Annotated in this window: 19 protein-coding genes and 3 pseudogenes; 9 read left to right on the top strand and 13 right to left on the bottom strand. The window is 69.9% G+C overall.

What is annotated here, in order from left to right:
- Positions 1–3 precede the first annotated feature (3 nt).
- Entirely contained in the window at positions 4–1,173 is a 1,170-nt protein-coding gene (locus LE548_RS39490; RefSeq protein ID WP_225101871.1) for a hydroxymethylglutaryl-CoA synthase, read from the top strand.
- Between the two features lie 107 nt (positions 1,174–1,280).
- Positions 1,281–2,258: a 3-oxoacyl-ACP synthase III family protein gene (locus LE548_RS39485; protein WP_225101870.1), complete on the top strand. Its 978-nt coding sequence runs from the start codon at positions 1,281–1,283 to the stop codon at positions 2,256–2,258.
- A gap of 32 nt (positions 2,259–2,290) precedes the next feature.
- Here the strand turns inward: LE548_RS39485 and LE548_RS39480 are convergent, their stop codons facing one another.
- The 6 genes from LE548_RS39480 to LE548_RS39455 all read right to left on the bottom strand — a co-directional run bounded on the left by LE548_RS39480 (position 2,291) and on the right by LE548_RS39455 (position 5,474).
- Positions 2,291–2,587 (bottom strand): DUF6087 family protein, encoded by a 297-nt coding sequence (locus tag LE548_RS39480; protein WP_225101869.1) that lies wholly within the window; start codon positions 2,585–2,587, stop codon positions 2,291–2,293.
- A 49-nt stretch (positions 2,588–2,636) separates the two neighbouring features.
- A complete protein-coding gene (gene tgmC / locus LE548_RS39475; protein WP_225101868.1) occupies positions 2,637–3,800 on the bottom strand; it encodes an ATP-grasp peptide maturase system methyltransferase in 1,164 nt (387 codons plus the stop codon).
- Positions 3,797–4,762, bottom strand: coding sequence for an ATP-grasp ribosomal peptide maturase (gene tgmB / locus LE548_RS39470; protein ID WP_225101867.1), 966 nt, complete (start codon positions 4,760–4,762; stop codon positions 3,797–3,799). The genes tgmC and tgmB overlap by 4 nt, the downstream gene beginning before the upstream one ends.
- A complete protein-coding gene (gene tgmA, locus LE548_RS39465; protein WP_225101866.1) occupies positions 4,762–5,022 on the bottom strand; it encodes a putative ATP-grasp-modified RiPP in 261 nt (86 codons plus the stop codon). The genes tgmB and tgmA overlap by 1 nt, the downstream gene beginning before the upstream one ends.
- An 81-nt stretch (positions 5,023–5,103) precedes the next feature.
- The gene (locus tag LE548_RS39460; RefSeq protein WP_225101865.1) at positions 5,104–5,310 is read right to left on the bottom strand and encodes a hypothetical protein; all 207 of its coding nucleotides are present in this window, start codon (positions 5,308–5,310) and stop codon (positions 5,104–5,106) included.
- Positions 5,307–5,474, bottom strand: a complete 168-nt coding sequence (locus LE548_RS39455) for a hypothetical protein (protein ID WP_225101864.1) — start codon at positions 5,472–5,474, stop codon at positions 5,307–5,309. Before LE548_RS39455 ends, LE548_RS39460 begins: the two co-directional genes overlap by 4 nt.
- A 226-nt stretch (positions 5,475–5,700) precedes the next feature.
- On the opposite strand from LE548_RS39455, the pseudogene LE548_RS39450 reads away from it, so the two are divergent.
- From LE548_RS39450 to LE548_RS39435, 4 genes and pseudogenes are all read left to right on the top strand, one after another.
- Positions 5,701–5,874, top strand: a pseudogene (locus LE548_RS39450) (multiprotein-bridging factor 1 family protein); the annotation flags it as partial.
- A gap of 96 nt (positions 5,875–5,970) precedes the next feature.
- Positions 5,971–6,954 carry a transcriptional regulator gene (locus LE548_RS39445; RefSeq protein ID WP_225101885.1) on the top strand — a complete coding sequence of 328 codons (984 nt, stop codon included), beginning with the start codon at positions 5,971–5,973 and terminating at the stop codon, positions 6,952–6,954.
- Between the two features lie 16 nt (positions 6,955–6,970).
- On the top strand, positions 6,971–7,324 hold the full coding sequence (locus tag LE548_RS39440) for a hypothetical protein (protein WP_225101863.1): 354 nt from the start codon (positions 6,971–6,973) through the stop codon (positions 7,322–7,324).
- A gap of 150 nt (positions 7,325–7,474) precedes the next feature.
- Positions 7,475–8,179 (top strand): hypothetical protein, encoded by a 705-nt coding sequence (locus tag LE548_RS39435; protein WP_225101862.1) that lies wholly within the window; start codon positions 7,475–7,477, stop codon positions 8,177–8,179.
- 141 nt (positions 8,180–8,320) lie between these two features.
- Here the strand turns inward: LE548_RS39435 and LE548_RS39430 are convergent, their stop codons facing one another.
- Positions 8,321–8,635, bottom strand: a complete 315-nt coding sequence (locus tag LE548_RS39430) for a hypothetical protein (RefSeq protein ID WP_374116233.1) — start codon at positions 8,633–8,635, stop codon at positions 8,321–8,323.
- Positions 8,636–8,838: 203 nt separating this feature from the next.
- Here LE548_RS39430 and LE548_RS39425 point away from each other — a divergent pair, with 203 nt between their 5' ends.
- A complete protein-coding gene (locus tag LE548_RS39425; protein ID WP_225101861.1) occupies positions 8,839–9,492 on the top strand; it encodes a class I SAM-dependent methyltransferase in 654 nt (217 codons plus the stop codon).
- Between the two features lie 62 nt (positions 9,493–9,554).
- On the opposite strand, the pseudogene LE548_RS39420 reads toward LE548_RS39425, so the two are convergent.
- From LE548_RS39420 to LE548_RS39400, 5 genes and pseudogenes are all read right to left on the bottom strand, one after another.
- Positions 9,555–9,972 (bottom strand): annotated as a pseudogene (locus tag LE548_RS39420) (transposase); the annotation flags it as partial.
- 223 nt (positions 9,973–10,195) lie between these two features.
- Complete coding sequence (locus tag LE548_RS39415; protein WP_225101860.1) at positions 10,196–10,975, bottom strand: NAD(P)-binding domain-containing protein; 780 nt, start codon at positions 10,973–10,975, stop codon at positions 10,196–10,198.
- 94 nt (positions 10,976–11,069) lie between these two features.
- Positions 11,070–11,519 (bottom strand): hypothetical protein, encoded by a 450-nt coding sequence (locus LE548_RS39410; protein ID WP_225101859.1) that lies wholly within the window; start codon positions 11,517–11,519, stop codon positions 11,070–11,072.
- Between the two features lie 26 nt (positions 11,520–11,545).
- Entirely contained in the window at positions 11,546–12,523 is a 978-nt protein-coding gene (locus tag LE548_RS39405; protein ID WP_225101858.1) for an aldo/keto reductase, read from the bottom strand.
- 10 nt (positions 12,524–12,533) lie between these two features.
- Positions 12,534–13,496: an alpha/beta hydrolase gene (locus LE548_RS39400; protein WP_225101857.1), complete on the bottom strand. Its 963-nt coding sequence runs from the start codon at positions 13,494–13,496 to the stop codon at positions 12,534–12,536.
- A gap of 131 nt (positions 13,497–13,627) precedes the next feature.
- On the opposite strand from LE548_RS39400, the gene LE548_RS39395 reads away from it, so the two are divergent.
- Together LE548_RS39395 and LE548_RS39390 are read left to right on the top strand one after the other, a co-directional pair.
- Entirely contained in the window at positions 13,628–14,281 is a 654-nt protein-coding gene (locus LE548_RS39395) for a TetR/AcrR family transcriptional regulator (protein WP_225101856.1), read from the top strand.
- Between the two features lie 75 nt (positions 14,282–14,356).
- Positions 14,357–14,566: pseudogene (locus tag LE548_RS39390) on the top strand (hypothetical protein); the annotation flags it as partial.
- 32 nt (positions 14,567–14,598) lie between these two features.
- On the opposite strand, the gene LE548_RS39385 reads toward LE548_RS39390, so the two are convergent.
- Positions 14,599–15,066 (bottom strand): PhzA/PhzB family protein, encoded by a 468-nt coding sequence (locus LE548_RS39385; RefSeq protein ID WP_225101855.1) that lies wholly within the window; start codon positions 15,064–15,066, stop codon positions 14,599–14,601.
- Positions 15,067–15,110 lie beyond the last annotated feature (44 nt).

The following is a 15,110-nucleotide window of genomic DNA, read 5'->3' as shown; positions in this document are numbered from 1 at the left end:
GGCATGTCCCTGTCCATCGGAATCCACGATCTGTCGTTCGCGACGGGCGAGTACGTCCTGGAGCACACCACGCTCGCCGCCCACAACGGCACCGACATCGGCAAGTACCACGTGGGCATCGGCCAGGAGTCGATGAGCGTGCCCGCCGCCGACGAGGACATCGTGACCATGGCCGCGTCCGCCGCCGCGCCCATCATCGCCCGGCACGGCGGGGACCGGATACGGACGGTCGTCTTCGCGACCGAGTCGTCCATCGACCAGTCGAAGGCGGCCGGTGTGTACGTCCACTCCCTGCTCGGCCTGCCGTCGGCGTGCCGGGTCGTGGAGTTGAAGCAGGCCTGCTACGGCGCGACGGCGGCCCTGCAGTTCGCCATCGGCCTGGTGCGGCGCGACCCCGCGCAGCAGGTCCTGGTGATCGCGTCCGACGTCTCCAAGTACGAGCTGGACAGCCCGGGCGAGTCGACGCAGGGCGCCGCCGCGGTGGCCATGCTGGTCGGCGTGGACCCGGCCCTCGTACGCATCGAGGACCCGTCGGGCCTGTTCACCGCCGACGTCATGGACTTCTGGCGGCCCAACTACCGCGCCGCCGCGCTCGTGGACGGCCAGGAGTCCATCAACGCCTATCTCCAGGCGGCCGAGGGCACCTGGAAGGACTACACGGAGCAGGGCGGCCGCTCGCTGGAGGAGTTCGCCGCGTTCTGCTACCACCAGCCGTTCACGAAGATGGCCACCAAGGCCCACCGCCACCTGCTGAACTACTGCGGCAAGGACACCGACAACGACGCCGTCGCCGCCGCCATCGGTCTGACCACGGCCTACAACCGGGTGATCGGCAACAGCTACACCGCGTCGGTGTACCTGGGCCTGGCCGCGCTGCTCGACCAGGCCGACGACCTGACCGGCCGCTCCATCGCCTTCCTCAGCTACGGCTCCGGCAGCGTCGCCGAGTTCTTCGCCGGCACCCTGGTCGCCGGCTACCGCGCCCACCTGCGCACCGAGCAGAACCACACGGCGATCGCCCGGCGCACGCCCGTCAGCTACGCCGAGTACCGCGAGCTGCACGAGTACTCCCTGCCGACCGACGGCGGCGACCACGCCACCCCGGCCCAGACCACCGGCCCCTTCCGGCTCGCCGGGATCAGCGGCCACAAGCGCATCTACGAAACGCGCTAGATGGCACCGCCCCGGCCCCGGTGCGCGGGCAGTCCGTGGAGGCTGCCCGCGCACAGGTCCGTCCGTGCATTCCACTGCAAGGTCCCAGACGAGGGGAGGGCAGCCGCATGACCGACGTCAGGATCCTCGGTACGGGCGCCTATCTGCCGGAACGAGTTGTCTCCAACGACGAGGTCGCCGCGCCGGCCGGGGTCGACGACGCCTGGATCGTCGGCAAGACGGAGATCCGCGCGCGGCGCTGGGCCGCCGCCGACCAGGCCACCTCCGACCTGGCCACGGCGGCCGGGCGGGCCGCGCTCGAAGCGGCCGGCATCACCGCGGCCCAGCTGTCGGTCATCGTGGTCGCCACCTCCACCCCGGACCGCCCCCAGCCGCCCACCGCCGCGTACGTCCAGGGCGATCTGGGCGCGATCGACGCGGCGGCGTTCGACGTCAACGCGGTGTGCTCCGGCGAGGTGTTCGCGCTGTCCGCCGCCGAGGGCGTCCTCGCGCGCCGGGGCGGCCACGCCCTGGTCATCGGCGCGGACCTGTACTCACGCATCCTGAACCCGGCCGACCGCAGGACGGTCGTCCTGTTCGGCGACGGCGCCGGCGCCATGGTCCTGGGCCCGGCCGCTCACGGTCCCCGCATCCGCCACCTGTCCCTGCACACGTTCGGCGAGTTCTCCGGCCTGATCGAGGTACCCGGCGGCGGCAGCCGGCTCCCCCTGGACGAGCAGGCCCTGGCTGCGGGACAGCAGTACTTCACGATGGACGGCCGAGGCGTACGCCGCTTCGTGGCGGACCATGTGCCGCAGCTGGTCAAGCAGTTCCTGCACGAGGCCGGCGTCGCCCCCGACGACATCCGCCACTTCATCCCGCACCAGGCCAACGGCGTCATGCTGGACTCCCTCTTCGAGGAACTGGCCCTGCCGAACGCCACCATGCACTGGACCCTCCAGGAGTACGCCAACACCGGCGCCGCCTCCATCCCGATCACCCTGGACTCGGCCCGCCGCATGGGCACCCTCCAGCCGGGCGAACTGGTCCTGCTGGCCGGGTTCGGAGGGGGGATGGCGGCGGGGTTGGCGTTGGTCGAGTGGTGAGAGGGCCGGTGGCCGGTCGGCGGCGGGGCGAGCTATTGCGGGGCCCGAGGCTTCCGGTGTCTGCCGGTCCCAGGGCCGAGCTTCGGCGCCGGCCCCGAGACAGGGGTGACCTCGGTGTCGGGGAACAGAACGCGCCTCGCCTCCGCAAGGCTCGCTGCGAAACCGTAGGGCTCCCACATGTGTCCGTTCCATCGCTGGATCGCCCGTGGCGCATCAGGGTTCAGATGTGATCCCTGCGGACTGCCACCCGTGACGAGAGGCACGGCGCGGAGCCGTCCGATCTTCGCGTCACGGCGCTCGGCCCACTGCGACAGCGGTTCGTCGTCCATCGTGCTTCCTACGAGCTGGGGGGGGGCGGCTTCCTCGGAGGGTAGCGGTTCAGGCGAGCCGATGCTCCCAGCGCAGCAACGGGCTGCTGTCGATCCAGTACAGGTGCGATCTGTCGGTGACGCGGAGCCGCACAGCCTCGATACCTGGACTGCCGTTGTCCTGCCAGGCGACGAGGGCGCGCTCGATGTCGTCCCAGAGGGCCACGGGGCCGCCCTGGCGGACGGTCCAGCTCTCGCCGTCGGCGATGAACTCGGCGAACGACTCCCGCTCAGTGTCGAAGAGGTACCGCAACGGTGCGCCGTCGCTGCGGGTGGCGCGAACGAATTGCGCTCCCGGTGCGGCGAGCTGTGCGAGGAAGGCGGGCATCCACTCCTCCAAGACGAGAGGAGACACCAGCGCGGGCCGGTCACTGTCCGCGTAGGCAGTGCGCGCGGAGAGGTCGCCGGCCAGGGGTGTCACCGCCTGGGCCCGCGCCTGCATGAAGGAGGAGCGTCCGATGATCGCGCCCTCGGCGGTACCGTCATCGCCGACAGTGACCTTCGCGAGGCCGGTTCCCCACGGCCAGGAGCCGACCGTGCTGAGGACGATGCCACCGGGCCTCGTCTGCCGGACCCATGTGTACGGGATGCGGCGGACCGCGCAGGTGACGATGACTCTGTCGTACGGCGCCCGGTGCGGATGGCCGAGAAGCCCGTCGCCCGTCACCGTCCACGTCGAGTAGCCGACGGTTTCCAGGGCGGCATCGGCGCGTCCCGCCACCTGCGGGTCGACTTCGACGGTGGTGACGTTGTCCGCACCGAGGTAGTGGCACATCAGGGCCGTGGAATAGCCGGTGCCTGTGCCGATCTCCAGGACGCGAAGTCCCGCCGTGAGACCCAGAGTCTCGATCATGGTGACGACAGTCGTCGGGTCGGTCGAGGACGACGTGGGCACGCCCTCGACGGGTTCGCCGGTCTGGTCGGCGGTGAGGTGGCCGTCGAGCTGGGTGGTGAGGGTTTCGACGCTGTAGGCGATCTTCAGCCACTCGTCCGGGTCGGCGCCGAGAGCGGTGACGGGCCGCCAGGTCCGCCCCTCATCGAGGAAGACCCCGGGATGGAGGAACTGCTCGCGCGGCACGGTCTCAACGGCACCGCGCAGCCAGCGGGACTTCAGAACGCCCTTGCTCGTGAGCAGCGCGGCCATGCGGCGCCGCTCGGATGCCGAGTCGGTCATCGGCTGTCTCCTCGCATGAGTAGGTCGGCGAAGGCCGCGGACATCGGGAGGCCGGTCTCCGTCTCCAGCCACCCCCACTGCCCGTTGGGATTCAACTCCAGCCACCAGTAGTCCCCCGCCCGGTCCACCGCGAGGTCGAAGCTTCCTGATACCAGCTCCAGAAGGTCCAAGTAGGCGTGCAGGGCTTTGTCCACCCGGTCGGGGAGGTGCTCGACGGTGTAGGCCAACGCACTGTAGTCCTTGCGCCAGTCCAGCAGTTCGGAGTCGATGCGTACGGCGAACGTGTGCCTGCCCACGATCAGGACGCGGAGGTCAGCGACCTTGTCCACGCGGGCCTGAAACAGGTGCGGGGTGACACGAACACTGTTGTCGACCTCGTCTGCGGTGACCGGATCAGCCCAACCGGTCATCGGCACGCCCTCACGCATGTACCGGGTCCATCGCAGCGTCTTGAAGATCGCATCTCCCTGAGTGTGGATGAACTCGCGTGCCTCGGCCGGGTCGTTGGTGACGAGGGTGGGCGGGACAGTGAAGCCCAGCTGCTGGGCGAGGACAAGCTGAGCGGGTTTGTAGTCGGCCGCGGCGATGCGCAACGGATGGTTGACCCAGAGCGGGCCGTCCAAGGCGTAGAGCGTGCCCCCAAGCCCGTAACGGACCTGCGCCGCCGCGAACCGGGAGTCGTCCGGAGACAGATGAGGGAACGACGGCCACTCCGGGCGGCGCCAGTACACCGATCGGACGCGGGTCAGGTCGGCGGTTCTCGACGGGGTGCGCACCTGCCCGGTCACAGGGGCCGGGCAGGTGCCGAACCGAGCCGAGACCGTGAGGTCCTCGCCGATGTCGGCGGGGTTGAACCGGACCACCGGCACATCGCGCCGGTTGAGCTCGGTGATCACCATGTCGGCGGTGATGTCGTCCGCCTCGGTGGCCACCAGTACCGGCCTCTTCTCGGTCGTGGACATCAGTCCTGATTGCTGTCCTGGTCGTGACCCTGGTCGTTCCGGGAGTCCGAGTTCGTCGTCGTGGAGGTCTCGGTGCCGGAGCTGGTGCCGTGCTTGCCCATCTCGACCACCTGGCCGGCGCGGTCACGGAACACTCCGAGCTGCGTGGTGGGGTCGACGGCGACTGTGGCGTGGGGCCGGCGGATGATGGTCGGGTAGGGCGCGAGTCGGCTCGCCCCCCAAGGCCGGGTGAGGGTGGGGAGTACGCCGGAGGTGGTCATGAGACTCCTTGTGTTGAAAAGGGAGTGTGTGGGACACCGCCCGCGCCGGCAGGGTGCGGACGGCGATCTGGGGGCACCGCCTCAGAGGTGAGCGGCCTGGATGTTGTCGGCCGCAGTCGTCCACTCGACGCCGTTCTCGGGCCGGATGTGCGCGACCCGGACCGTACCGTGGCTGTGGAGCTCGTGCGTGACAGCGACGAGTACGCCCTCCCCGCGCGAGGCGACGTCGCGGACGTTCATGTTCAGGAGAGGGTGCTGCTCGTAGCCGTCGGGGCCGACCGGGTTCACGTCTTCGCCTCCTGCCAGGTCTCGCTGCGGCGCATGAACTTCTCCCAGCCGCTGGCCGCCCGTACCCGCAGAGCCCGGCTCGGCGCACCCGGTTGGGGCTCCAGGAGTGTGTACGTACGGCCGCTGGCGCCAGGGTTTCTGCGGGGCAGCGCGGAGGTTGTCACGCGGTCGCTCCTCTCTGGTGGGGCAATAGCCGGCCGCAGCTTGGACGGGACACGGCGCGGCCCGCTGCCTCGGGGAGTCGCCCGAAGGGTCCTTCGATCCGAGCAGCGTGTGACCAGTGAACAACGATCCGTTACCGTCTCCCAGAGCGGATCCCGCGCAGTGCCCAGGCGTTTTCCGGGCATCGGGTGTCGCGAGTGAGGAAGGCGCTCTTCGTGAGGGGGACCAATGGCGCCAAGGCGTAGGCGCTTTGCCGAACGGCGGGTGGCACAGGGCTACTCTCAGGAGGAATTCGCCGAAGCGCTCACGGTGGCCGCGTCCACCGTGATCCGCTGGGAGGGCGGCCATGCCACACCACGGCCGCACCAACGGCCCAAGATCGCCAGCCTTTTAGGCGTCACCCTCTTCGAGCTGGAAGGGCTCCTCGTCGAAGAATCACCAGTCGAAACGGCCGTGCCCCCTGACACCCCACCCCTCCTCCACGGTGAAGATGACGACATGAAGCGCCGCGATGTCCTGGGCCTCCTCGCCGTCACGGGCGCGCTGGTCACCCTGCCCGGTTCTGACGAGGCCCCCCGAGGACACACGGCGGCGACGCTCCTGGAGACGGGGGAAGAGCTGCACCGCAGCCTGTGGCAGGTCTTCACCCTCTCGGACTCCAAGCAGACCGTCTTCCCGGCGGTCTGCAAGCAGCTCGACGTCCTGACGAAAGGCCTGGCCGAAGCGCGCACCGCAGCGGACCGGGCCCGGCTGTGCACGATGACGGCCGACCTCTACCAGCTCGCCGGCGAACTCTTCTTCGACGTCAACCGGTACATCGACGCCGCCCAGTACTACACGCTGGCCGCCAACGCTGCTCATGCCGGTGGCGACTACGACCTCTGGGCCTGCGCCATGACCCGCCACGCCTACGTCGAGCTGTACGCGTGCCGCGCGCCCGCTGCCCAGCCCCTGCTGGCGGCAGCCTCCCAGATCGCCCGGTGGGGCGACAGCACACTGTCCACCCGCCACTGGGTCGCCGCCGTCCAGGCCCAGGCGTACGCGGCCATCGGTGACATCGACGCCTGCACCCGGGCCCTCGACGAAGCCGAGAAGGCGAGCTCCCTCGACGGCCACTCCAACAACGGCGGCTGGCTTCGTTTCGACGGCTCCCGCCTCCCCGAGGAACGAGGAGCCTGCTACCTCCAGCTCGGCCGCCCCGACCTCGCGGAAGACGCCCTCACCACAGCCCTCGCCCAACCTCTGTCGCTGCGCCGCCGCGCCGCCGTACTGAGCGACCTTGCCATCCTCGGGGTCCACCGGCGCGACGTCGACCAGGTCGTGCACTACGCGGAGATCGCGATCAGCCTGGCCGGCCGGTCGAACTCGGGATTCATCGGTAAGAAGCTGGACGGGCTTCGAGGGCGTCTTGCTCCGCTCATGTCCGATGGCCGAGTCTCGGATCTGGATCACCGAATCGCGGCGCTTTCGCGCACCGCATGACGAGAGGAACACGTGCATGAGTGACGGTCGGATCTTCCGCGAGGCGTGGATCGCCGGTGTGTCCAAGCACTACCCCGGTGAGCCGAAGCCCAGCTACGTCACGCCGTGGGACGAGACGCCCGAGTGGGAGCGCGAGGCCGCCGCCGCCGTGTACGGACAGGTGCGCGACTTCATCAAGATCAGCGAAGGGCACGCCACACGGCTCACCCGCGAGCAGAAGGGCCGCTTCGTCGCGATCTGCTGGACCGCCCAGATGTTCAAGCACTTCAAGGACCCGAAGCCCGGATACGTCGCCGACTGGGCCGACCTTCCGGCGTGGCAGCAGGAGACGGACTCGGACATCTTCGAGCGCATCGAGCGGACCGTCTGAACTCCGAGAACGACGAAGCCCCCGTCCGGACCGCTCCGACGCTGGGGCGCGTCGGAGTTGGGCACTTGCTGGGAGAGGCCTGCTACGGACGTGGGACGTCAGGAGCCGATGCGGGCGCGGCGAAACCACGGTGCATGGCGCAGCGTCTTGATGCCCAAGACCGGGAGAACGCATCCGAATGACGCCATCTCGGGCCTGTCTGAACGTATCGAGAGAGGCTGGTTCGACATGACACGCCGGAACCGTTCCCTGTACCGCGGTGCCGCTCTGGGGATGACCGCTGCCGCGGTGGCGCTGCTGACTGGCTGCACGCAGAACAGCAGCACTGCGCACAGCAACACTCCGAACGCAGCGCAAACGCCTTCTTCGTCGGCCGTGGCGTCCGCCGCGGTGGGTACGTCGGCCGGGCACACTGCCGTCGGCTCCTCGGCCAAGACCACCGGCTCCTCGGCCATGACCGGCGGCTCCTCGGCCATGACCGGCGGCTGCCGGTCGTTGCCGGCATCGCCCACCGTCAAGGCGAGCGTCACGGCGGCCTACCGCAGACAGGCTCAACCGCCCCTCACCCACATCGTCCCGGTCAAGGGCACGTTCTACTATGGCAGTTGTGACGGGACCTTCTACGCCGGAACCCGATTCCACCTCACTCTCGGCAGCACGGAGGCGGAGCAGGTCGCCCTGCAGGACGACGGAGCCGCGATGAAGTACTTCGTCGATCGCCCCGGCACTGGTTGGCGCTACGTGGCCAGCGACAGTTTCCCCGCCGGCCCTCGGGGCTGCGCCGCCATCACCCAGATCCCGGCCCGCCTCGCCGCCCTGTGGAACGACTGCCGGTCCACGCCAGGACAACCGTGACGGCCGGAGCCGCCGACACCATACCCCCGTGCTTGACCGACCCGCGGTCACACTCTCCTGCCCCGCGGTGTGAGAGCGGTGCAACGGGATGGGAACAGGGCAGTCGATTCTCGCCGCCCCGTTCCACCGCCCACCTGGCTGTCAGCGTCGGTTGCCTGCCCAGCGCGACGAGGACTCCTCGGCCAGGACCCGCTTACGTCGCGCCCACCGCTCGGTGTCGTGTTCCAGCCCGGCCGCGCACCGTGCCCTCAGATCACGCGAGGCGAGCTTGCCGAGCAGATCGCCGACCAGACGCAGCACCTTCTTGTCCTCGCCGGTCAGACCCTTGAGCCGGTCACGGCCAAGGGCCCTCCGAAGGGGCTGCCGCAGGAACGCACCGCGGCTTGCCCAGTGCTGGTCGGGCTCGTGGTCGGCGCGGGCGTGCCGGAGGCCGGCCGCTGGTCGGTGTGCCGTCATCGCGTTGTTCTCCCTCGGTCCGGCGGACGAGGGAGCAGCGTGCCCAGGACCCCCTTGTCCGCGGTCTGACGGCCGTCGGTAGTGCTCTGACCGCAAACGATCACAGGTGGTGTGACGGCTGGATGTCGGCAGCGGTGGATGTCGCGCAGGTCAGCTGAAGGTCGTGCCATGGTCTGTCAGTGGCCTGGTCTAGGGTCGCCTGCATGGCTGAGCTCTCCTTTCTGACCGCCGTCCGCGAGTCGTACGACACGGTCGCCGCCGACTACGTCGAACGCGTCCCGCCTCCAGCCGAGATGGACCCGCTGTCACGCGGGATGCTGGCGGGGTTTGCCGAACTCGTGCGCACGGCCGGCCTGGGGCCGGTCGCGGACCTGGGGTGCGGCCCCGGACGCGTGACGGCGCACCTGGCCGGGCTGGGGGTGTCCGTCTTCGGCGTCGATCTGTCGCCGAAGATGATCGGGCTGGCCCGGCGCGCCTATCCGAACCTGCGGTTCACCGAGGGCTCGATGACCGCGCTGGAGATGAGGGACGACGAGCTCAGCGGCATCCTGGCCTGGTACTCCACCCATCACACGCCCCCGCAGTGGCTACCGGTTGTGTTCGCCGAGTTCCACCGCACGCTCGCGCCCGGCGGCTACCTGCTCTGGGGAGACTACGTCGGCGATGAACGGCTGCAGCCGACCCAGGGCTATGGCCGTCCGGTGTCCTACGAGTCGTACCTTCTGCCCCTGGACCGCATGGTCGACCTGCTGGAGCAGGCCGGACTCGTCGTCACCGCGAGACTGGAACAGGAGCCCGGCGGACGCGTGAACAGACCGCACGCCTGCCTCCTGGCCCGCAAGCCCGAAACGCCCTGACAGGGCTCGTTCCCGGGGTGAGGCCGCTCGTGCTGGATCGCAGACGATCACGGGGCGGGCGGTCAGGCCGCGGAGTTCAGAGGGCGGCCGCCCCAGCGGATGCCTTTCTCGCTGCGGATGCGGGCGCGTTCCCGGCGCTGGGCGGCCAGGACGTCGGGGTGGCGGGCGTTCTGGTCGCGCCAGTGCAGGTAGAGGTGCAGCGCGCGGGTCTGGACGGTGTGGTTGGGGTGGTTGGAGTTGGCGAGGGTGAACTGCCGCAGCGGCCCGAAGTGCGCCTCGATCGGGTTGGCCCAGGACGCGTTGGTCGGTGTGAAGCAGAGCTCGACCTTGTTCCTGCCGCCCACCAGCGGATCTTGCTGCCCTTGAGAGCGGAGGGGTTGTCGAGGATGACGTAGATGGGGCGCCGTCCGGGCGGGCCGCCCGGATGCTCTTGAGCGCGGCGAGACTGTGATCGGCGCCCTTGCGACGCCGATTGACACCCCTTGGTCAGCGTCTTGACCATGCCGTGGACCTGTTCCCGGGGGTCGAGCCGGTCAGCGGCCGGCGCCCTCCGGCCACAGCACCCGCACCGGGACGCCGGTCCCTTGGGTCGGACGGGGTCCGGCGGCCATGTCTTGATCTTGCTCGCACAAAGGACCGCTTGCACGAGACGCGCAGTGGAGTCGCCGCTCCCGGTTCGGACACACGTCCCAGCCGGACGCTCTTACTTCAGATCGGCGAGGAGACCGTCCAAGGCCTTCTTGAGGGCTGCGGCGTTGGCCGGATCGAACCAGGTGGTGCGGATGCGCTCGTTGTTCCCTCTGGGTGTCTCGTGGCCGGCGGCGAGTTGGTGCAGAGGACGGGTCTCGTCGCTCAGGGAGCGGCCGACGTTCTGGAAGAGGCCGCGCACATACCGGTCGGCGGTGTCGGGAGCGATGTCATGGTCGGTGGCCCATGAGGTGAGCGTGGCGAGGTAGGCGTAGTGGGCGGTGAGGGTCCCGGTCAGTGCGGAGAAGACATTGAAGGCGCCCTCGTCCGCGACAGGGAGCGCTCCGCCCAGCTGTTCAAAGAGAGAGTCCACCACCGGGTGCGAGGGGCAGGTCACGGTGACGGAGCGGCACTCGCGTACGGCGGGCAGCGGGACAGCGCGGACGATCGGGGCGCCGGTGGCGAGAGTTCGGCGCAGGTCCTCGATGGCGACGCCGGCCATCAGGCTGATCACGGTCTTGTCGTCGTCCATCTTCAGCCCGGCGAGTGCCTCGTGGTGGTCCTGGCGGCGCACGGCGATGATCACCAGATCGGAGCGGTCCAGCACCCCCTGGTTGTCGGCGCACACATGGACGCCCTCGAAGCGCTCGGACAGTTCGGCGGCGGTGCGGGCCCCCCGGGGAGAGAGGAAGACGTCTGGCGACGCACCGCCCCCGTTGCGCAGGCCCTCGACGACGGCCCGGCCGATCTCGCCCACTCCGATGATGCCGATGCGCTGCACTGTGTCTTCCTCCATGGTGCGCGGTGGTCGTGACCTGTGTTGGTGCGGGTCTGTGCGGTCGCGATGGTTGCCGTCGGCTCCTCACGTGCGGGGTCGAACGGAGCCGACGTCACGTCAGTCGCGGTCTTCCCCACATCAGTGCGATCGCGACGACGCCTGCCAGGCAGGGAATCATCCCGGCCCAGCCCAGCTGTGGCGGTAGTCCGGTCGCGCCGGAGGTGTCCTTGGTGAGCAGCCCGGCCAGTCCGATGCTGGTGCCGAGCACGAACATCACGGTCGCGGCGGGGCGTGCCCACCGCTTGCCTGCATGGACAGCCCAGGCCGTCGTGAGCCAGGCAAGGACGCCGAGCGCTCCGATGACGGACAACACAACCAGGTAGGTGGTGACGGCCGAGTCGACCCGCGCCTGGGGGTAGCTGGAATAGCCGGCCCGGATGTGGTCGGCCAGCAGATGGGTGGTGCCGCGGTCGACGTACGGGGCGGTCGTCGCGAGGACAGTGAGCGCAAGGCCCGCGTACATCGCTGCGAGCGGCCCTCGTGCACGGGGTGGGTTCGTCATCAGGGTGCTTCTCCCATGATTTTCCTTCATTGGTCGATCAGGGCGATGCCGTGGTCGCTGTACCGGGCTCCCTGGGCCCCGGTGTCGGGGACGGCGGCGTCGATGTCGCCGAGGTCGGTGGCGGTCAGGTGCAGGTCGAGGGCGGCCAGGTTGTCGCGCAGGTGGGGGCGCCGGGAGCTGCCGGGGATGGGGACGACGTCGCTGCCGCGGGTGAGGAGCCAGGCGAGGGCGATCTGGGCGGGGGTGGCGCTCTTGGCGGCGGCGAGGTGGGTGATGGCGTCGACGATTGCCAGGTTGGCCTTGAGGTCGTCGCCGTTGTAGCGGGGAGCGGTGGCGCGGAAGTCGCCGGGTTCGTAGCGCGTGGTGGTGCGGACGGCCCCGGTGAGCAGGCCCCGGCCGAGAGGGCTGTAGGCGATCAGGGTGGCACCGAGGCTGCGGATCGTGGGCAGGATGTCGATTTCGACATGGCGTTCCCACAGCGAGTACTCGGTCTGGACGGCGCTGATCGGATGGATGGCGTGGGCGCGGCGGAGGGTGGCGGCCGAGACTTCGGACAGGCCGATGTGGCCCACCTTGCCCTGGGCGACCAGGTCGGCCAGGGCGCCGACGGACTCCTCGACGGGGACGGCGGGGTCGATACGGGCGAGGTAGTACAGGTCGAGGTGATCGGTGCGCAGCCGGCGCAACGACGCTTCGCAGGCCCGCCGCAGATCGTTGGGTGAGCCGGCGGGCACCAGGCCCTCGGCGGTGCGCCGGACTCCGGTCTTGGTGGCCAGCACGGCGCGGTCGCGGTGCGGTGCGAGGGTCCGGCCGAGGAGTTCCTCGTTTGCTCCGTCGCCGTAGAAGTCGCCGGTGTCGAACATGGTGATGCCCGAATCGAGGGCCTCCAGCAGAGTGGCCGCAGCCTCGCGCGGGTCAGTGGGGCCGTAGGTGCCGGTCATGCTCATGCAGCCGAGACCGAGCCGGGAGACCGCCGGGCCGTCGGGTCCAAGGGTGCGGTGCACTACTCCTCCGTCACTTTGCCAGGGCCGCGCGGAGGAACGCGAGGATCTCTGCCTGGGCGGCCTCGGCCTGTGGTTCCACGCCGGGCAGGGTGAGGAACGCGTGCTTTGCGCCCGGGTATTCGGAGAGCCGCACAGAGGTCCCTGCCTCGCGCAGCCGCTCGGCGTAGCGGCGGCCGTGGTCGGCGACCGCGTCCCGGGTGGGCACCACCACGAGCGCCGGGGCGAGCCCGCTCAGCTCGTCCGCGTACAGCGGCGAGACGGCGACGGCGCCGGCTCCCGGCGGGACGGCGAGCCGCTGGAAGAGCCGCAGTTGTGGCAGGGCCCGGGTCGGGCTGTATGCGTACTCGGCGATCGAGGGGTACTCGAACATCGTCTCGGTCACATCGACTGCGGGGTTGACCAGTACCTGCGCCCTGAGCTCCAGGCCGGCCTCCCTGGCCCGAATGGCCGTCAGCGCGCTGATCAGCGCGCCGCAGCTCTCACCGAAGACGGCCGCGCGCGCCGGGTCGACCCCCCACTGCGCGGCGTGCCGTACCACGTGCTGGAGCACGTCCCAGCCGTCGTCGGCGGCGTTCGCGAGCGGGCTGCCGGGGGCGAGGAGGCGGTGCTCGACCGAGACGACGAGGGCGGGCAGCCGCGCGGCGAGGTGGCTGTTGGTCCAGTCGCACTGCACCGCCGTGCCCACGAAGCTGCCTCCGTGGACATGGACCACGAGCGGCAGGTCGGTTCGGGCTGCGGCTTCGTCGTCTCCCGTCGGGGCCGGCCGGTAGACCCGCACCGGTAGGGCGCGGCCGGGCAACGCGATCTCCTGCCAGACGATCAGAGCGCCGGGGTCCGGCTCCCCGAGGATCGTCCGCGCCGCGCTGGAGGCCCGGAAGCGGTTCTCCGCATCGCGGTATGCGCGCAGTTCCTCGGTCGTGATCGCCGAGAAGTCGGGCTCCAGCGGCCGTGTCGCGGCGGTGGTCCCGCTCATGTGCCCTTCTCTCCTCCCGGCCGGATGCCGGGTGTGTCGTTGTGGCCGGACAGTGCGTCGACCTCATTATGCACGCAGTGCGTGCATCAGCAAGTGCATAGGTTAGGCTGCATCTGGACGAGAGGGGCGAGATGACTGGCCGAAGGCGATGGTCGACCGAGGAGATCCTGGACAAGGCGGCGGAACTGCTGCGCACGAGCGACGCCGAGTCGTTCAGCGTGCGCAAACTCGCCGCAGCGCTCGGGACCGACTCCTCCAGCCTCTACCGGCACTTCCGCAACAAGACCGAACTGCTGCGCGCGGTCGCCGACCGGATCCTCCTGGCCGCCATGGACGGCTACCGCCCCGAGGGCGACTGGAAGCAGCGTGTCACCGCCCTGGCCCTGCGCCTGCGCGAGGCATTCGGCGAGCAACCCCAACTCGCCGCGGTGTGGGGACACTATGGGTCCGGCGGCGCCGGATCCCGATCGGTCATGGAGGAGCTGCTGCAGGCCCTGCGCGCGTCCGGCCTGCCCGACGAGGAGATCCCGGCGCGCTACCACCGCATCGTGATCCTCCTCGCCGCGCTGATCGCCTCAGAGGGCGGTATCAGCACCCTCACCCCCAAGGAGTACGAACAGGGCATGGAGCAGTTCCGCGTCGCGGTGCTCGGCGCCGACCCTGAACGCTTCCCCGCCCTGGCCCACTTCGCCCGCGACATCCGCCCCCTCGGAGCAGACCGCCGCCCCGCATTCGAAGAGATCCTCGCCGCCCACCTCGCCCATATCGAGACCCGGATCCCCTGACGTGTTTGCGCTGCCTCTTCCGGCAGTCGTGTTGCTGTCCGCGCCAGCCTGGCTGACCCGGCCTTTCCTGCTGGCTGGGCGCCAGGAGGTCGTGTCGGCGGTCCTCGACCGCCTCGTCCAATGGGTGGTGGAGCGCCGGCCATGACCCATGCCGACGGCAAGCGGCAGATGGCCGTCGCAGTGAACCTGCAGAGGTGGAACAGGCTCGACTCCTCGGGCAAGCCGCAGCCCCATCCCATCGACGACGCGCTTGCGGCCTTCTACCGCGTGTCGATGTACGGCTGACCGGGCCGGGCCGGCTGTCCGCGGGACCGGTGTCAGGACGAGGGGATCCAGTCCCGGTTGATGCACGGGGTCTCGATGCCGAGCGACTTCATCTGCTCGATCGGGTTGGTGTGCTCCCGGCTGGTGGCGATCTGCCCGTCCCGCAGTGTGAAAGCGTGGATGAAGTGGTTGCGGTAACGGCCCTCGGGATAGCCGGGGAAGCGGATCGTCCCCTGGCCGTCGCACTCGACCCAGATGACGGACGGGTCCTGGGTCTCGTAGAGGTGCACGTCGGACCACTGCCAGTCGGGCAGCACCTCAAGGGACAGCTCGCCATGCCGCCGCAGCATCTCGCGGCCCACGATGACGATGGGCCTGCCGATGTCGGTGTAGAACAGGGACGCGGTGCCGTCCTCGGTGTAGAGGGTGTACCGGCTGAGGCGGGCCTCGGCACCGGTGCGCAGGTACTGCTCCACGGCCCGCCGGTTGCGGGCCCGCAGGTCGTGGTCGTCGGTGAACACCGACGTGACGGGCGCGGTCTGGGGGGCGGATGAGAAAGTGATGA

The sequence above is a fragment of the Streptomyces sp. CoH27 genome (assembly GCF_020181035.1).
In the GTDB taxonomy this organism is placed as follows: Bacteria; Actinomycetota; Actinomycetes; order Streptomycetales; family Streptomycetaceae; genus Streptomyces; species Streptomyces camelliae.
Note: the sequence above shows the minus strand (reverse complement) of the source record. Positions and strands in the feature narration are given on the sequence as shown.